Below are 15455 nucleotides of genomic sequence, written 5' to 3'. Positions count from 1 at the left end.
TCATTTAATTAAAAGATTAGGTTTGAAGTACGGAGTTTAAGGCGCTTTGCGCACACTCTTCATCTTGGGCGCCTGTACCGCCACCAACACCAATTCCGCCGATTAAGGCCCCTTGATAAAGAATAGGTAGTCCACCCGCAATGATCACTAGCTTCTCTTCTTGCAAGCTAGTTATGTTAACTTCGTTTTCTTTCAAATAAGCTAAAAAATCACGAGTATTCAGTCCACTTCTGGCTGCGGTGTAAGCTTTGCCTTGGGCAGTCCCTATGCCAATTAAACAGCAATCATCCATTTTAGCAAATGCAATTAAATGTCCTGTGGGATCAACAATTGCTACACAGATAGATAAATTGAGTGTCTTTGCATGCTCAATAGCTGCTTGAATAAGACGCGATGCCAGTTCGTAAGTGGCGCACTTTTTTTCTATAGTGATTTGCATGAGATTATCCTTATTACATTCCACAAGAGAATTTAGAAATTTGTTTTGAATATGATCCACCAAAACTCTTTTAACTGGAATATATTCTTTGCGAAATCTATTCTTAATAGTGTAATCTCTTTCATGGACCCCTCTGCCTTTGTAATGCAAAAGAATTGTCCTGTGCAAAGCCCAGAATTACCAATTTTCAATTGTGATTTAAACTTTTATCTCATGCCATCGCAATTTACACCATAATAGGTTATACTTAAAAAGCATACATCTGCTGTTTATGGTGAAAATCGTTGTTAATCGTGAAACCCTGCTTTAGTCAACCTAATCGCGTGTTACTCTCGTTTAAATCGTGCGATTCCACTTCAAATTGTCGAGCGTATGTGTTTGTTTAATTTTTTTGGAAAGTATAATGTCTGCTATAGAAACTGGTATTGTTAAATGGTTTAGCGATGATAAAGGTTACGGTTTTATCAGCCGTGACAATGGTCAAGATGATGTTTTCGTGCATTTCCGCAACATCGTAAGTGATGCGGGCCGCAAAACGTTAAGAGAAGGTCAAAAAGTTCAATTTAAAGTAACTAAAGGCGATAAAGGGCTGCAAGCTGAAAGCGTTACTGAAGCGTAAATCAATTCTTTTTCTTGCCTGAGCGGTTCTGCCGGCAGGCAAGAATACTAAATTTTTTTCAATTCTGTTTTATGAATGATCCGGATATAATAATTATTGGTGCGGGTGCCGCCGGGCTTATGTGTGCGATTGAGGCCGGTAAACGTGGGCGAAAAGTGCTGGTCATTGATCATGCCAACAAAGCCGGAAAAAAAATTCTGATGTCGGGCGGGGGGCGGTGTAATTTTACCAACTACACCATTGAGCCGCATAATTATCTCTCTGCCAATCCCCATTTCTGTAAATCAGCGCTGAAACGCTACACATCGGCGGATTTTATCGCGCTGGTAAAAAAATACCGTATTCCATACCATGAAAAATCCCATGGCCAGTTATTTTGTGACAATAAATCATCCGATATTGTTGCCATGTTATTACAGGAATGTGATCAGGTAAATGTTGTAATCAGGCTGAATACCGCCATTAAAGCAGTTACAAAAGCAGCGGATTCCTATCTTGTCCAATTAAATAATGGTGAAAAAATTGGTTGCGAATCGCTCGTAATTGCGACCGGAGGCTTGTCGATTCCAACCATGGGCGCTACTCCTTTTGGTTATCAAATTGCCAGTCAATTTGGCCTCGAGGTATTGCCTACCCGGGCAGGGCTTGTACCTTTTACCTTGCAGCCTGAAGATAAAGAAAAATACAGTCAGTTATCAGGTATTGCTCTGCCTTGCCAGGCAAGCTGTAACAACCAGTCATTTACGCTCGACATGTTATTTACCCACCGCGGGTTAAGCGGTCCTGCCATGTTGCAGATTTCTTCTTACTGGCGGCCAGGGGAGTTGCTGACGATTAATCTTGATCCTGAAAATCTGTGGTCCGGGCAATTGCTCGCGGCTAAAAAAGCAACGCCGGCAATGCGGCTGAAACAATATCTTGAACGCAATTTGCCCAAGCGGGTACTGCCGGTTTTTGTTGAGGATGAGTTGCTGGAAAAAAAACTGCAGGGATTTACTGATAAAAAACTATTGGAAATTGGCGCCTTGTTCGGGCAATGGCAGATAAAACCTAATGCTACCGAAGGGTATCGCACGGCGGAAGTGACCCTGGGCGGTGTTGATACCCGTTTTCTGTCATCACAAACTATGGAAGTAAAAAACTCTCCAGGTTTGTATTTTATCGGTGAAGTTGTTGATGTGACCGGCTGGCTGGGCGGTTATAATTTTCAATGGGCCTGGGCTTCAGGGTGGGCAGCTGGTCAGGTTGTGTAGATGTCTTGAGATTTTATCAGTATACTCTGGTCATGTAATATCTCAGCCAGGATGCTTTCAATGCGATATATAGGATATTGTCTATTCGCCTTTTTTTGTACATTACCGCTGCATGCAGCAAATGTTTCCGGTACGTTTGACGCTAAACAGGTTTGCCCGGCTTATTTGTCGAAAAATCAGAAAACCAACCCTGATAACCTGACAATATTACCGCAGACAAGTTATCAACTGAAAGAAATTAACCGTACGCGGGATCCCGACTGGTTCAGGATTGTGATTGGCGATGGTCAATATCCGCTGCGCTGGGTCAGCGCTGAATGCGGAGAAGCTATTTATGACAGTAGCCAGGGCGGTGGTTGCCAGCAAAGCGCGGGCCTTGCAGACTCTTATGTTCTTGCCCTCAGTTTACAGCCTGCATTTTGTGAAACGTATGGCTACGAAGCAGGTAAGGCCGAATGCCGTGATTTACCGGTTGAGTCTTATCAGGCGAGTCATCTGGTGTTACATGGCTTATGGCCGAATCAGAATGCCTGTGGTCAACATTACGGTTTTTGCGGTGTTTCTTCCCAGGCGCATCACTGCGATTATCCGCCCTTGCCCCTGAGTGATCAGGTCGGAGCAAAATTAAAAGTCTTAATGCCAAGCTACGCTCATGGCAGTTGCCTTGAGCGTCATGAATGGAATAAACATGGCAGTTGCCAGATTTTATCAGCTGATGATTATTTCACGTTAGCAATGCGGTTAACCAGTGAAGCGGATTCCACTCCGTTTGGGGTTTATTTGCATCAGCATGTTGGCGAAAGAATTCCGCGCGCGCAATTGCAGGAAAAAATAAATGAGTCGTTTGGCGCCCAAAATGCACGCAAAATATATCTTGGCTGCAAAAATGGCATGCTGGTAGAAGTATATATCCAGTTGCCGCCATTGATTCCTGCGGCCGAATCGTTAACTGCTCTGGTTGATAAAGCCCCGGAGGCTAATCGTTACCAGGGATGCCCGGCGATGGTAGGTATTTCCGATTTTACCAGCAAAGAATAAGTTTGGCTGTAAAACCCAATACTCATTATCTATTCTAATAAAAAGATTGAGTTCAGCGCTTTAAGTGCCCTATTGAAAACCAGTGTCTCAGGGTCCTGTCAAGGTAACCTGCAGTTTTAGTGCTCGCAAGCTGCGCGCTAAGAACTGCAGCTCACCTCGCCACCCTTCGTCGAAAATCCTATACATCAAAACAATACATGCAATGTTAAGCTTGCGCATTGAACCAACTTCTTTTAATGTAACAAGATTGATTAATTTGGAATTATATTCATGTTAAAACGGCTTTTTCTGGTCATACTGCTCGCGGTTGTTGCTGCTGGTTGTGCGCGCAACGCTGCCTTGCGTCAGCATGGAGCGCAGCCAATAGCGCTTGCCAAGAGTCCTCAAACACGCACGGTTTCGTCTTTTAACCGTGTTACCGTGACTGGTACTGTTAATGTGAATTTGCATACTGGCTATTCGAAACCCCAAGTAATTTTGTCAGGCGATCCGAGGGCATTGGCACAGACAACAACGGTTGTTCAGAATAATACCCTGATAATTCAGGTTCCAAATAACCAGTTTGGGTCAGTGAATGCGGATATTCGAGGCCGGTTTCTGAATGGCTTTACTTATACTGGTTCAGGCCGAATAACTGGCCAGCATCTGCGCTCTGGATTGCTTGATCTTATCATTACCAATTCAGGCCGCACCACGCTGGCGGGAGATATTAATCTGCGCAGGCTGGAGGTTAATGGTGAAGGGTATGTTGAAATTAAAGGCGTGAAAGCGCAAAACCTGCAATTGGCTATGACTGGTAACCCCAAGGTTCAGCTGGTCGGTGTGGTTGGCCTGTCTGATTTGATTATTGACGGTGATGGCTCGTTCAGCATGTATTGGATCAAGAGCAATCGACTGGTTATTCGCGCCCGCGGCCATTCTTTCCTGCAACTAGGCGGTATTGTTGATAAGCTGGATGTGGAGTTATGGGACAGTTCACGATTTAATGGCCGCTATTTACGCGCCCGCAGATCCTTTGTCAAAACCCATGGGCGTTCAGTCGCTGAGATAACAGCGATTGAAAAGCAGCATACACTGGCTATGGATGCCAGCGACATCTATTTCTTCAAGATTCCGGATATGAAAATGGATTTCATGGCGAACAATGGTTCTGTACTTGATATGCGGGATTGGAATATTGACGATTTAAGGGATTACGATCGCTATAACAAACAAACGTATTAATGCATTGTGCCTCATTCCTTCGTCATGGTATTTATAATTAAATCCAGATCGCCGTCCAAGGGGAGTACATGGGCTGAGTTTTCCAGCCAATGCAAGGTAACGTCGGGTTGATTGGCGAACTGTTGGGCTACTTTTTGGGAGTCAACTACCGCATCGTGGACGCCGAGGAATAAATCGACCGGGCAGGATAATGGCCCCAGTTTAAAATGTTTAATGATGGTCAGTATTTCAATAATGGCCGGGAGCGGTAACTGACGATAGGCAATTTCACAGGCGGAGGAGGTGTAGAGATTGCCCGCTGCGCTGCGAAACTGCCTGAATCCCAACCATTGTAACCCTTGCGCCAGTTTGATGGATTGTTCGAGATTAAGGTGCAGATCTAACGCTGGCGCCAGCAGATACAAATGATTAAGTTTAAAGCGCATGCCGAGATGACAGGCAAGCAAGCCCCCCATTGATAACCCCAGCACATCAACACGCTCGAACTCATTGATTAGCTGGCTGCAGGTATTCTCGACATAACTGAATAAATCCGCCGCTTTCATATTGGCAAATGCCGCCAGGTTCTCCGCATGCCCAGGTAAAACCGGCGCGACCAAGGCGTCATAATGCTTCAGGTGTTTTAATAACAGGCGGTAAACGGCTGGCGAAGATGAAAAGCCATGAAGCAGAAGGAGCGCTTTATGGCGCTTGCCATTGCGCAGGTTGATAGGCGACAGTAAATGCTCGTCTTCACTGGAAAGAACCGCCAATTGTTTTCCCCGTCGCATACACCAGAAATCATCCCTGTTCATTGGATATTTCCTCTTATTATTAGCTAAACCTGTATGAGTAAATTATATACCTCAAATCGTGAAAAATGCGAGTTTTCAACATGTTGAGGTTAAACGGCCAACTTACAAAATTGTTGACATAATTTGAGCATGAGCGATATACTGGACACAATGTAACAGATTCAGGCAAAGCATGAAGTTAACCAGCAACAGATTCTCATCTGGAGAGCACAGATTCAAACAGTCTGTTGTTGCTGTTATGTCATTATTCATGGTCAGCATTATTATTCTCATTAGCAGCCTGTCCTGGCGGCTTCTGTTATCGTAACGCCAGAGCAGGCTCCCCACCGGCTACGATAAAACGTTATTCAGTTTATTAACCGTTTTTGAGAATAATTATGACATCACTATCTAAGAAAAACCCCGGTTTGGCCTATGCCAGTTTCGTTGTCGGCTTATGCGCTTTATTTCTGTTTTATAAATATGTGTTACAGATTTTCCCCAGTATTATCACCGATGAATTAATGCAGACATTTAAACTGACTGGAACCGGCCTGGGTAATCTGGCGGCTACTTTTTATTATGCCTATATGATAACTCAGTTATTTGTCGGAATCTTAATGGACAAATTCAGTTCTCGCCTGCTGACATCGCTTGCAATTGGCTGTTGTGCTCTGGGTGCGCTGATATTTTCCCAGATGTACAGTGAGTTTTATGCCGGAGTTGCCCGCGCATTAATGGGGATGGGTGTTGCCTTTGCCACGGTTTCTTATCTGAAATTGGCAGCGATGTGGTTTCCGGCCCGTTATTATTCTTTTGTCAGTGGTTTACTGGCGACAGCAGTGATGCTGGGTGCTGTTTTTGGCCAGACTCCCTTGTCGTTATTAACCGATTGGCTGGGGTGGCGCGATTGTTTATTGCTGGTGGGCGTATTTGGCCTGGCGCTTGCGTTTATCTTTGCATTGGCAGTGCGGGATTCCCAGCCAGAATCTGCTGTGCAAACACCGCTAAATTTTAGCGATATCATGACAGTATTGAAAAATAAGCAGAACTGGTTGTTAACCTTGTATAGCGGATTTGCGTTTTCTCCGCTGGCAGTTTTCGGCGGCTTATGGGGTAATCCGTTTTTGCAGCAGGCTTACCTGATCGATAAAACTCAGGCTTCGTCATTAATGTCTCTGGTCTTTATCGGACTTGGCATAGGCAGTCCGCTGTCCGGTTTGCTGGCACAGCGTCTTAACGCACGCCGCAAAGTGATGTTTGCCGGCTTATTGTTGTCGTTGATAACCATTACCATGGTTATTTACTACCCCTCATCCTCTTTATTAGTCGCTGGCAGCCAGTTATTTCTGTTTGGGCTTGGCACCGGGGCGTTTATGCTGGTATTTACCATAGGCAAAGAAACTAACAAGCTTTGCCTGACGGCAACAGTTATTGCAATGATCAATACCAGTGATGCCTTTCTTGATGCCTTAACCGAGCCGCTAATCGGCAGATTGCTTGATTTATCGGGTGCGCAAATGGTTGACGGTGTGACCCGGTTTACGCTGACAGGATTCCATACTGCGCTGGCAATATTGCCATTGTATTTACTGCTGGGTTTAGTATTTCTTGGATTGGTACAGGAAAGGGCGTCGTAGGTTGGGTCAAACGCTCCATAGCCGTCAAGTTAATTAAATTTCTACATTTCACCACATCGTTCGGGCTGAGGAAGCGCTTTAGCGCTGTCTCGAAGCCTGTGGTATAGTGCCAAGCCTTCGAGACAAATGCTCCGCATTTTCCTCAGGCCGAACGGATATGGGTTTATAGCGACAGCTATGGGTCAAACGACCCAACCTACGGACTTTTCTTCGGGCACTGGCTCTGCTGCCCGGTGCTGGCGGTGCACCAGTCTTACGGTATTTTTTTTATGGGGTTCGATCTCCATAAATCCCATTTTTTTATAGAAGCTTATTGCTCTGTTTAAACAGGGTTCGGTACTCACATACATGGCATTTAACCCTTTCAGAAAAGCAGATTTCTGTAATCGTTTAAATACTTCCTCAGCCAGTCCAGTACCGCGTGCTTCAGGCAATAAATAAAATTTTTCCAATGAGCAAATTGTTCTTTGATGATGGTTGAAGAAAAGAACATTGGCAGAATAGTGCGCTGACACAGGGCCAGGGGATATAATATAACCGCCGCCGCCAAGTATTTTATTGGTTTCTGTGTCTTCGATCACATAATAAGAACCATTGTTTTTGCGAATAAATGAGTAAAGATCCCGGATTTTTTCTGGCAGATTATTTCGATCATAGCCTCCGTTTGTAGGGTTGGTAAAACCGTGTTCAGCCAATACACTAATGATGATTTCAGCGATTGCAGTATTGTCCCTGGGTTCTAATGCTCTAATAATTCTCATATTATTCTCCATAACAATAATGAGTATTACTGCAGTAAAAGCTTCAAGAGGCGTTTGTAAGAAGGCTAATAAAATATAGGTCAGATTAAATTTTTCTGCCAATAAGAATTGAAAATAGTAGCGGTGGGGGGTACCGCCATCTCAGAGAAAGCGGGCTCCCCTTTAAGATGACGGCAGCGATTTAAACTTCCATCAGTTTGTGCGGCAGGCTTTCGAGACGGCCGGCTTGAGTGACGATAACATAATCCAGCTTACGTTGCAGTTCAGAGATTGTATCCGAACCGGCATAAGTTAAACCTGAGCGTAGTCCGCCGGTAATGTCAGCGATAATATTATCGTGGTTATTACGGAAAGGGACCTCTGTTGAAACGCCTTCGGCCGTTTTCCATTCCTGCATTTGGCCGACAAAGTCCTCCTGCGCTTCACGTGACGCCATACCACGGTAGCGTTTTACCTGTCTGCCGTCCTCTTTGGTAATCACTTCGCCGGGCGTAGGTTCAGTACCGGCAAGCATACCGCCGATCATGACAAAATCTGCTCCAAAAGCCAGTGCTTTAACGATATCGCCAGAAGTACGGATGCCGCCATCAGCAACGATTGAACGATCAGTACGGGCGCAATCCTGAAGACAGGTCAGCATTGGAATACCAAAGCCGGTTTTAATTCGGGTGCTGCACACGGAGCCGCCGCCGATTCCGGCTTTAATAATATCTGCACCACAGGAGGCCAGATAATCTGCACCGGCATATGTTGCAACGTTACCCGCCATAATGCAGCGGTCACCCAATAACTGACGCAGGCTTTTCAGCATTTTACCAACGTATTTGGCATGAGCGTGGGCAACATCGACACAGAAGAAATCCGCTCCGGCATCGCGCAACGCTTCGGCTCTTTCCAGTTCGGCAGTTGTACAGCCGACGGAAACAAAAACCTGCCCTTGGCAAAGCTTGAACTCTTTAATATTGTCTTCAATGCTTAAAAAGCGGTGTAAAGCGCCCATTCCGCCCTTACTGGTCATGAAGTTCGCCATTTTGCTTTCGGTAATGGTATCCATATTGGAGCTGATTACCGGCAGTTGCAGGCTGAGTTTACCCAGACGATCGGTCATGCTGATATCGACCACACGTCTGGACTCATGGTGGTTATAAGCAGGAACCAGAAGCACGTCGTCAAAAGTGATTGCTTGGTTGTTCATTATTTATCCTCTTGTAAAACGCGTACTATAAATGCTCAGCGGCATAATATGCAAGCCTTGATCGCTCTCCGCGTGTTAAAGTCATATGCGCACTATGTTCCCAATGCTTAAATCGGTCCACCGCGAAGGTTAAACCCGACGTCGTTTCAGTCAAATAAGGGGTATCAATTTGCTTGATATCGCCTAAGCAGACAATTTTACTGCCCGGACCTGCCCGGGTAACCAGCGTTTTAATCTGTTTCGCTGTCAGATTCTGGGCTTCGTCAATGATGATAAAACGGCTTAAGAAGGTTCGGCCGCGCATAAAATTTAATGAGCGGATTTTGATTTTATTCTGAAGCAGATCCTGGGTAGCATTTCGGCCAAAGCTGCCGCCTTCCTGCGAACTGTGTAAAACTTCCAGGTTATCCATAAGCGCCCCCATCCAGGGCGTCATTTTTTCTTCTTCAGTTCCGGGTAAAAAGCCGATGTCTTCGCCGACCGGGATAGTAACGCGCGTCATAATGATTTCATTATAGCGGCCCTGATCAAGAACCTGAGTCAATCCGGCTGCGATAGTCAGCAGCGTTTTCCCGGTACCAGCCGAGCCTTGTAAGGTCACAAAATCAATTTCAGGATCAAGCAACATGTTCAGGGCAAAGTTCTGCTCGCGGTTACGGGCAGTAATTCCCCAGACTGAATGTTTGCCTTGCATATAATCGCGTGCGACCTGGACAATCACATGATCGGCTTCGATTTTCTTTACAATCGCCTGAAACTGGTTATCTTCAGTACTGATGCAATCGTTTGGATTCCATTGACTGATAAGCGGGCCACTGATTTTGTAAAACGTTCTGCCGCTTTCTTGCCAGGCGTTCATGTCTTTGGCATGCGTGCTCCAGAAATCATTGTCGAGAATATGCAGGCCGCTATGCAGCAGATTAACGTCTTCCAGAACCTGATCATTATAATAATCTTCTGCCGGTATCCCCAGAATGCCGGCTTTTATCCGCAAATTGATATCTTTGGAAATGATGACAATTTCGCGATCCGGATGCTTTTTCTGCAAGCCGCGGGCTGTTGCCAGCAAGGTATTGTCGGCTTTATGGCCAGGCAATGCCGTCGGGCGAATCTGCTCGAATTCGTCAGTCTGGAAAAACAGGCGGCCGGTGTCGCGGGATTGGTTTTTGGCAAAGCTTGGGATGGGCAGTCCAGCAACAATTTCTTCATGGCTGGCATGGCTCATCAATTCGTCAAGCATGCGGTTAGTCTGACGCACGTTACGCGCAATTTCCGACAAACCGGTTTTGTGACTGTCCAATTCTTCAAGCACTACCATGGGCAAATAGATATCATGCTCATCGAAGCGGTAAATGGCAGTAGGATCACTCATCAAAATGTTGGTATCAAGTACAAACAACTTGCGGTGCTTAACTTCCTTATCCATAAAACTAACCCCATCAACTATAAGTAAACCCAATTCTGCTGAGGCTGTCGGGTAACGTCAAGAATTATTGTAAATTTTTCAAAGTATTAAATACTTCAGTAACATGACCCGCTACTTTGACCTTGCGCCACTCGTGCCTTAAAATACCGGCTGGATCAATCAGAAACGTACTGCGCTCAATGCCTCTTACCTGTTTGCCATACATGGATTTCATCCTGATAACATCAAACAACTGGCAAAGCTGTTCATCATTATCGCTGATTAATTCAAAAGGAAACGCCTGTTTGCATTTGAAATTCTCATGTGATTTCAGACTATCGCGTGAAATACCGAAAATCACCGCGTTCAGTTTTTGAAATTCTGCATAGTTATTACCAAAATCCTGGCCCTCTGTTGTACAGCCGGGTGTTGCGTCTTTGGGATAAAAATAGAGAATGACCCATTTGCCCTGATAGTCGCTGAGCCTGGCTTGCAAACCATTGGTGCCCTGGAAAGAAAAATCGCTGATTTTATCGTTTATGTTCATTCATATTTCCCATTTCATAACCATTCCGGAAGAGTGTATACTTAAGCAATCAGCTTGAATAGTAGGTCGGGAAATTGTCATCCCCGCGAAGGCGGGGATCCATCCATCAAACAAGGTAAAGGCTCAATTTGAGAGATGGATTCCCGCCTTCGCGGGAATGACAGAATCCTTAGCTTAATGGCAGTGAACCAACGAATTTAAGAAACATGTTTTAAGGCAACAATAATGGCAAACAAAGACAATAGCGCAACCATTGCGGTAAACAGAAAAGCGCATTTTGAATATTTTATTGAAGAAGAATATGAAGCAGGGCTTGTGCTGGAAGGCTGGGAAGTAAAAAGCCTGCGTGCCGGCAAAATCAACCTGTCGGACGCGCATGTGATAGTGAAATACGGCGAAGCGTTTTTACTTGGCGCCCAAATCCAGCCGCTGCCAACCGCAGCCGCGCATTTATTTCCGGATCCAACCCGAACCCGAAAACTGCTGCTTAATCGGCGCGAGTTGAGCCAATTAATTGGCAGTGTTGAACGGCAGGGTTATACTTTAATACCATTGTCTTTATATTGGCGCAGCAATAAAGTCAAAATGAAACTTGCTCTGGCCAAAGGGAAAAAGACTCATGATAAACGCGATACCATCAAAGAGCGTGACTGGCAGCGGGATAAACAGCGCTTAATGAAAAACAGGAGCTGAAAAAGAACAATAACAGCAAGGAGCAAATATGACATACCACACAAGGATGTGTGCAGTACTCTGTTTTATCGTTTTTTTTATTCCGTTAACCCTGACTGCCGCGATACCGGTCAAATCGATGGTTATTTTCGGCGACAGTCTGTCAGATAATGGAAATGTTAACCATTTGCTGAAAAGCCTGCGCAAGGACGAAAGCCCGGCTTATCTGGTTTACCCTTTTAAAGTGTTTGTGATCAATAAAATGCATGACTTTGCCGCTGCCTATCATGTTCCGCAAACAGTGCTGGATTCAGGCATCAAAGTAGTTAACCATTTTTTTGATCAGGATCTTGGGCCATTGCTTGCTACACTCATTAGCAAAGTACGCAGCGTGCCGGTTATTCCGGCTGACCCCTATTGGCAGGCGCATTTTTCCAATGGCCGAATCTGGAATGAATATCTGGCGCCTATGCTAGGCGTTGATCGCGAAGACCAGCGATTTTACTACAATCAGGCTTTTGGCGGCAGCTGGGCGGTTACTTATGATTATCAGTTGACAGTCTGGAATTTGATCCGCCATCCGATTAATACCTTAAAAACCCTGGTTGTGGGTAAATTGATTCCGCCAAGTCTGGGAATGACCGTGCAGGCTTATTTGTTAGTGAATCCAAAGCTTGATCCGGAGACAGTTTATTTCGTGTTTAGCGGCGCTAACGATTACGTCAATGTCCTGAAATTTGAAGACAATTATAATCCTGCAATTATGAGCCGATATGTTGATAATGTGCTTGACGGACTGGAAGCGGCCACGCACAGGCTGATACAGGCAGGCGCACAACATGTTATTGTCCTGGGATTGCCGGAAATTGGTTATACCCCTAAATTTGTCTATACAACGGATAAAGACGTACTGAATTCAGCTGTCGCACTGCATAACCAACGCCTTGAGAAACGAGTCGGCGACTGGCAGCGGACAATGCCGGCTGTTGACTTCCTCTATATCGACATGCAGCAATTTGTGCGCAACGCTTTGCAAAACCCGGCAGATTATGGTTTTCGTAATGTGAGTAATGCCTGTATTGATGTAAAATTGACATCATTTCAGCCTATAGCTAACTCACCTTTTGCCGGCAACTATGTCTTGCATTATGCACAGTTATTGCGCTATCGCGATCCGGATTTTGCGCCCGATGAAAAGAATTATCATGTATGCGACAATCAGGAGGATTATCTGTTCTGGGATGAAATTCATCCGTCAACAAGGGCGCATAATTATCTTGCCTATGAAATTTGCCAGACAATGAAACAGCATGGTTATCAGGCGGACTGCCAAATGCCAGGCAGTGCATAGGTTTTGCAGATAAAGTATGTCATAATCGTGGATTTTGTAGCCGGTTAAGGAGTCACTATGTGCGGGATAATGGGGGCTGTGTCACAACGTGACATCAGTGGTGTTTTGCTGGAAGGATTACGCCGTCTGGAATATCGCGGTTATGATTCAGCGGGAATCGCTGTTATTGATAAGAGCGGCCGGTTAAAGCGAGTTCGGATTCAGGGGAAAGTACAGGCCCTGGCAGATGCTATGGAAGAAACATCCGTTGCCGGTACGACCGGGATTGCGCATACTCGCTGGGCAACACATGGCAAACCCTGTGAATTGAATGCCCATCCCCATATCTCCCATGGTGAAATTGCACTGGTGCATAACGGTATTATTGAAAATCATGAGCAATTACGTCAGAAACTGAAATCTCAGGGTTATGAGTTCACTTCGGAAACCGACACCGAAGTTGCCGCCCATTTGATTCACTCCCGATATATGCTGCATGAAGATTTGCTGCAGGCAGTACAGGAAGCGGCAACTATGATGCATGGCGCTTTTGCTCTGGGCGTTATCCATCAGAAACGGCCGCATGAACTGGTTGCTATTCGCAAAGGCAGCCCGCTGGTTGTCGGATTGGGGCTGGGTGAACACTTTATTGCCTCTGATGCGCTGGCATTGCGAGGATTTGCCCAGTCAGTGGTTTATCTTGAGGAAGGCGACAGCGCTCATCTGCTCAATGGCAAAATTAATTATTATGATGTCGATAATAAACCGGCCAAGCGCCAGAGTCACCGGCTTGAGAACGATAGCCAGGCGGTCAGCAAAGGCCCTTATCGTCATTTTATGCTCAAGGAAATTTATGAGCAGACCAAGGTGTTAACCGATACCCTTGAAGGGCGGGTGGCAAGCCTTGATGTTTTAAAAGCCAGTTTTGGCGAACGTGCCGCTGCCATTTTCCCCCAGGTTAAACAGATTCATATTGTAGCGTGCGGAACCAGTTACCATGCTGGACTGGTTGCCCGCTACTGGCTGGAATCACTGGCCGGCATTCCTGCTCAGGTTGAAATTGCCAGTGAATACCGTTACCGCGATGTAGTCGTCTCTGACAATACTTTGTTTATCACCATTTCCCAATCGGGTGAAACAGCCGATACCCTGGCTGCCTTACACAAGGCAAAAGCGACTAACTATCTGGCTACGCTGGCAATCTGTAACGTAGCAACCAGCTCGATGGTGAGAGAAGCTGATTGCGTATTCCTGACTCGGGCCGGTACCGAAATCGGCGTTGCCTCAACCAAGGCGTTTACTACTCAACTCGCGGCATTATTAATGCTGGCTGCCGCTTTGTGTAAAACTGACAAAGCGGAGAAAGTACTGGAACAATTGCGTGAATTGCCTCTGTGCTGTGAGCGGGCGCTGAAGATGAATGATCAGATTGAAGCGCTGATTCCCGATTTCGTTAATAAATCACACGCATTGTTTTTAGGACGCGGGGTGCAATATCCTGTGGCCCTGGAAGGTGCGCTTAAACTGAAAGAAATTTCCTATATTCATGCTGAAGCCTATCCGGCTGGTGAATTAAAGCATGGCCCTCTTGCGCTGGTTGACAAGAATATGCCGGTTATCGCGGTTGCGCCCAATGATGAATTGCTCGACAAGCTGAAATCAAACCTGCATGAGGTGAGTGCGCGTGGCGGTCAGTTATTCGTCTTTGTTGATGATTCACAGCATTGGGAGCCAAACGGCGCCAAGTTAATTCCGGTACCAAGTTGCGGTTCCTGGACTGCGCCTATTATCTATACCATTCCGTTACAATTACTGGCTTATCATGTTGCAGTTGCGAAGGGAACCGATGTGGATCAGCCGCGTAACCTGGCTAAATCAGTTACGGTTGAATGAACAGAGGACAACAATTCTGGCAGGACTTGTGGCTGGAAGGGCGATTACCCTTCCACCGCAATGAAGTCAATGCTGATCTGATTAGATTCTGGCCAGAATTAAAACTGGCCAAAAACGCAACGGTGCTGGTTCCTCTATGCGGCAAAAGCCTTGACCTGCTCTGGCTTGTCGAGCGAGGCTATCGGGTTGTCGGCATTGAGCTGAGCGAGCTGGCAATTGAGCAGTTTATGTCCGAAAACGGACTCATATTGCATAAAAACCCTAATGGGCAACATTGCTGTTATTCTAATGATGCACTGACAATCTGGTCAGGCGATATTTTTACTCTCGATAATTCAGCCATTCCCCCGCTGGATGCTTTCTATGATCGCGCCGCACTGGTTGCGTTACCCCAAAAATTGCGGGCTGATTATGTGGCGAAATGTCTGCAATGGTTGAAACCTGACGCATGCGGTTTGCTGAAAACATTAAGTTACGATCAAAATAAACAGGCTGGGCCGCCTTATAGTGTGAGCGAGCATGAAGTGCAGACAGTTTATAATTCCTGCGAACAAACTACCCTGGCCAGACATGAGCGTAGTGTTATGGGAACAGCCGGGGAAATTGGTGTTGATAATTATGTTTGGTTAATCCGCAAATAAGTAGCCTTATTCATGCTCAAAACAT

At 45.7% G+C, this 15455-nt stretch carries 15 protein-coding genes; 9 read left to right on the top strand and 6 right to left on the bottom strand.

Features of this window, described 5'->3' with window-relative positions; genetic code table 11:
* Positions 1-16: 16 nt before the first annotated feature.
* Entirely contained in the window at positions 17-589 is a 573-nt protein-coding gene (locus ACFORL_RS12005) for a GlcG/HbpS family heme-binding protein (protein ID WP_382344356.1), read from the bottom strand.
* 253 nt (positions 590-842) lie between these two features.
* On the opposite strand from ACFORL_RS12005, the gene ACFORL_RS12000 reads away from it, so the two are divergent.
* The 4 genes from ACFORL_RS12000 to ACFORL_RS11985 all read left to right on the top strand — a co-directional run bounded on the left by ACFORL_RS12000 (position 843) and on the right by ACFORL_RS11985 (position 4573).
* The gene (locus ACFORL_RS12000; protein ID WP_382344354.1) at positions 843-1058 is read left to right on the top strand and encodes a cold-shock protein; all 216 of its coding nucleotides are present in this window, start codon (positions 843-845) and stop codon (positions 1056-1058) included.
* Between the two features lie 71 nt (positions 1059-1129).
* Complete coding sequence (locus ACFORL_RS11995; RefSeq protein ID WP_382344352.1) at positions 1130-2311, top strand: BaiN/RdsA family NAD(P)/FAD-dependent oxidoreductase; 1182 nt, start codon at positions 1130-1132, stop codon at positions 2309-2311.
* 60 nt (positions 2312-2371) lie between these two features.
* Complete coding sequence (locus ACFORL_RS11990; RefSeq protein WP_382344350.1) at positions 2372-3349, top strand: ribonuclease T2 family protein; 978 nt, start codon at positions 2372-2374, stop codon at positions 3347-3349.
* Between the two features lie 270 nt (positions 3350-3619).
* Positions 3620-4573: a GIN domain-containing protein gene (locus tag ACFORL_RS11985; RefSeq protein ID WP_382344348.1), complete on the top strand. Its 954-nt coding sequence runs from the start codon at positions 3620-3622 to the stop codon at positions 4571-4573.
* An 11-nt stretch (positions 4574-4584) separates the two neighbouring features.
* On the opposite strand, the gene ACFORL_RS11980 is transcribed toward ACFORL_RS11985, so the two are convergent.
* On the bottom strand, positions 4585-5367 hold the full coding sequence (locus ACFORL_RS11980; RefSeq protein WP_382344346.1) for an alpha/beta hydrolase: 783 nt from the start codon (positions 5365-5367) through the stop codon (positions 4585-4587).
* A 377-nt stretch (positions 5368-5744) separates the two neighbouring features.
* Between ACFORL_RS11980 and ACFORL_RS11975 the strand changes: the two genes are divergently transcribed.
* Positions 5745-6986, top strand: a complete 1242-nt coding sequence (locus tag ACFORL_RS11975) for an MFS transporter (protein WP_382344344.1) — start codon at positions 5745-5747, stop codon at positions 6984-6986.
* Positions 6987-7168: 182 nt separating this feature from the next.
* Here the strand turns inward: ACFORL_RS11975 and ACFORL_RS11970 are convergent, their stop codons facing one another.
* The 4 genes from ACFORL_RS11970 to ACFORL_RS11955 form a co-directional block, all read right to left on the bottom strand.
* On the bottom strand, positions 7169-7747 hold the full coding sequence (locus tag ACFORL_RS11970; RefSeq protein ID WP_382344342.1) for a GNAT family N-acetyltransferase: 579 nt from the start codon (positions 7745-7747) through the stop codon (positions 7169-7171).
* A 181-nt stretch (positions 7748-7928) separates the two neighbouring features.
* On the bottom strand, positions 7929-8942 hold the full coding sequence (locus ACFORL_RS11965) for a guanosine monophosphate reductase (protein WP_382344340.1): 1014 nt from the start codon (positions 8940-8942) through the stop codon (positions 7929-7931).
* A gap of 25 nt (positions 8943-8967) precedes the next feature.
* The gene (locus tag ACFORL_RS11960) at positions 8968-10368 is read right to left on the bottom strand and encodes a PhoH family protein (RefSeq protein WP_382344338.1); all 1401 of its coding nucleotides are present in this window, start codon (positions 10366-10368) and stop codon (positions 8968-8970) included.
* Between the two features lie 64 nt (positions 10369-10432).
* Positions 10433-10894, bottom strand: coding sequence for a peroxiredoxin (locus ACFORL_RS11955; RefSeq protein WP_382344336.1), 462 nt, complete (start codon positions 10892-10894; stop codon positions 10433-10435).
* Between the two features lie 225 nt (positions 10895-11119).
* On the opposite strand from ACFORL_RS11955, the gene smpB reads away from it, so the two are divergent.
* Genes smpB through ACFORL_RS11935 form a run of 4 tightly spaced genes read left to right on the top strand, consistent with a single transcriptional unit; the run spans position 11120 to position 15430 of the window.
* Positions 11120-11587, top strand: a complete 468-nt coding sequence (gene smpB / locus ACFORL_RS11950) for an SsrA-binding protein SmpB (RefSeq protein WP_382344334.1) — start codon at positions 11120-11122, stop codon at positions 11585-11587.
* 28 nt (positions 11588-11615) lie between these two features.
* Positions 11616-12917, top strand: coding sequence for a lysophospholipase/glycerophospholipid:cholesterol acyltransferase PlaC (gene plaC / locus ACFORL_RS11945; protein ID WP_382344332.1), 1302 nt, complete (start codon positions 11616-11618; stop codon positions 12915-12917).
* Positions 12918-12974: 57 nt separating this feature from the next.
* Positions 12975-14789 carry a glutamine--fructose-6-phosphate transaminase (isomerizing) gene (glmS, locus tag ACFORL_RS11940; protein WP_382344330.1) on the top strand — a complete coding sequence of 605 codons (1815 nt, stop codon included), beginning with the start codon at positions 12975-12977 and terminating at the stop codon, positions 14787-14789.
* Entirely contained in the window at positions 14786-15430 is a 645-nt protein-coding gene (locus tag ACFORL_RS11935; protein WP_382344328.1) for a thiopurine S-methyltransferase, read from the top strand. The genes glmS and ACFORL_RS11935 overlap by 4 nt, the downstream gene beginning before the upstream one ends.
* The last annotated feature ends 25 nt before the right edge of the window (positions 15431-15455 follow it).

This window comes from Legionella dresdenensis, from assembly GCF_042649825.1.
In the GTDB taxonomy this organism is placed as follows: Bacteria; Pseudomonadota; Gammaproteobacteria; order Legionellales; family Legionellaceae; genus Legionella_C; species Legionella_C dresdenensis.
The sequence above is the reverse complement of the archived record's forward strand: the minus strand, read 5'-3'. Positions and strand labels throughout refer to the sequence as shown.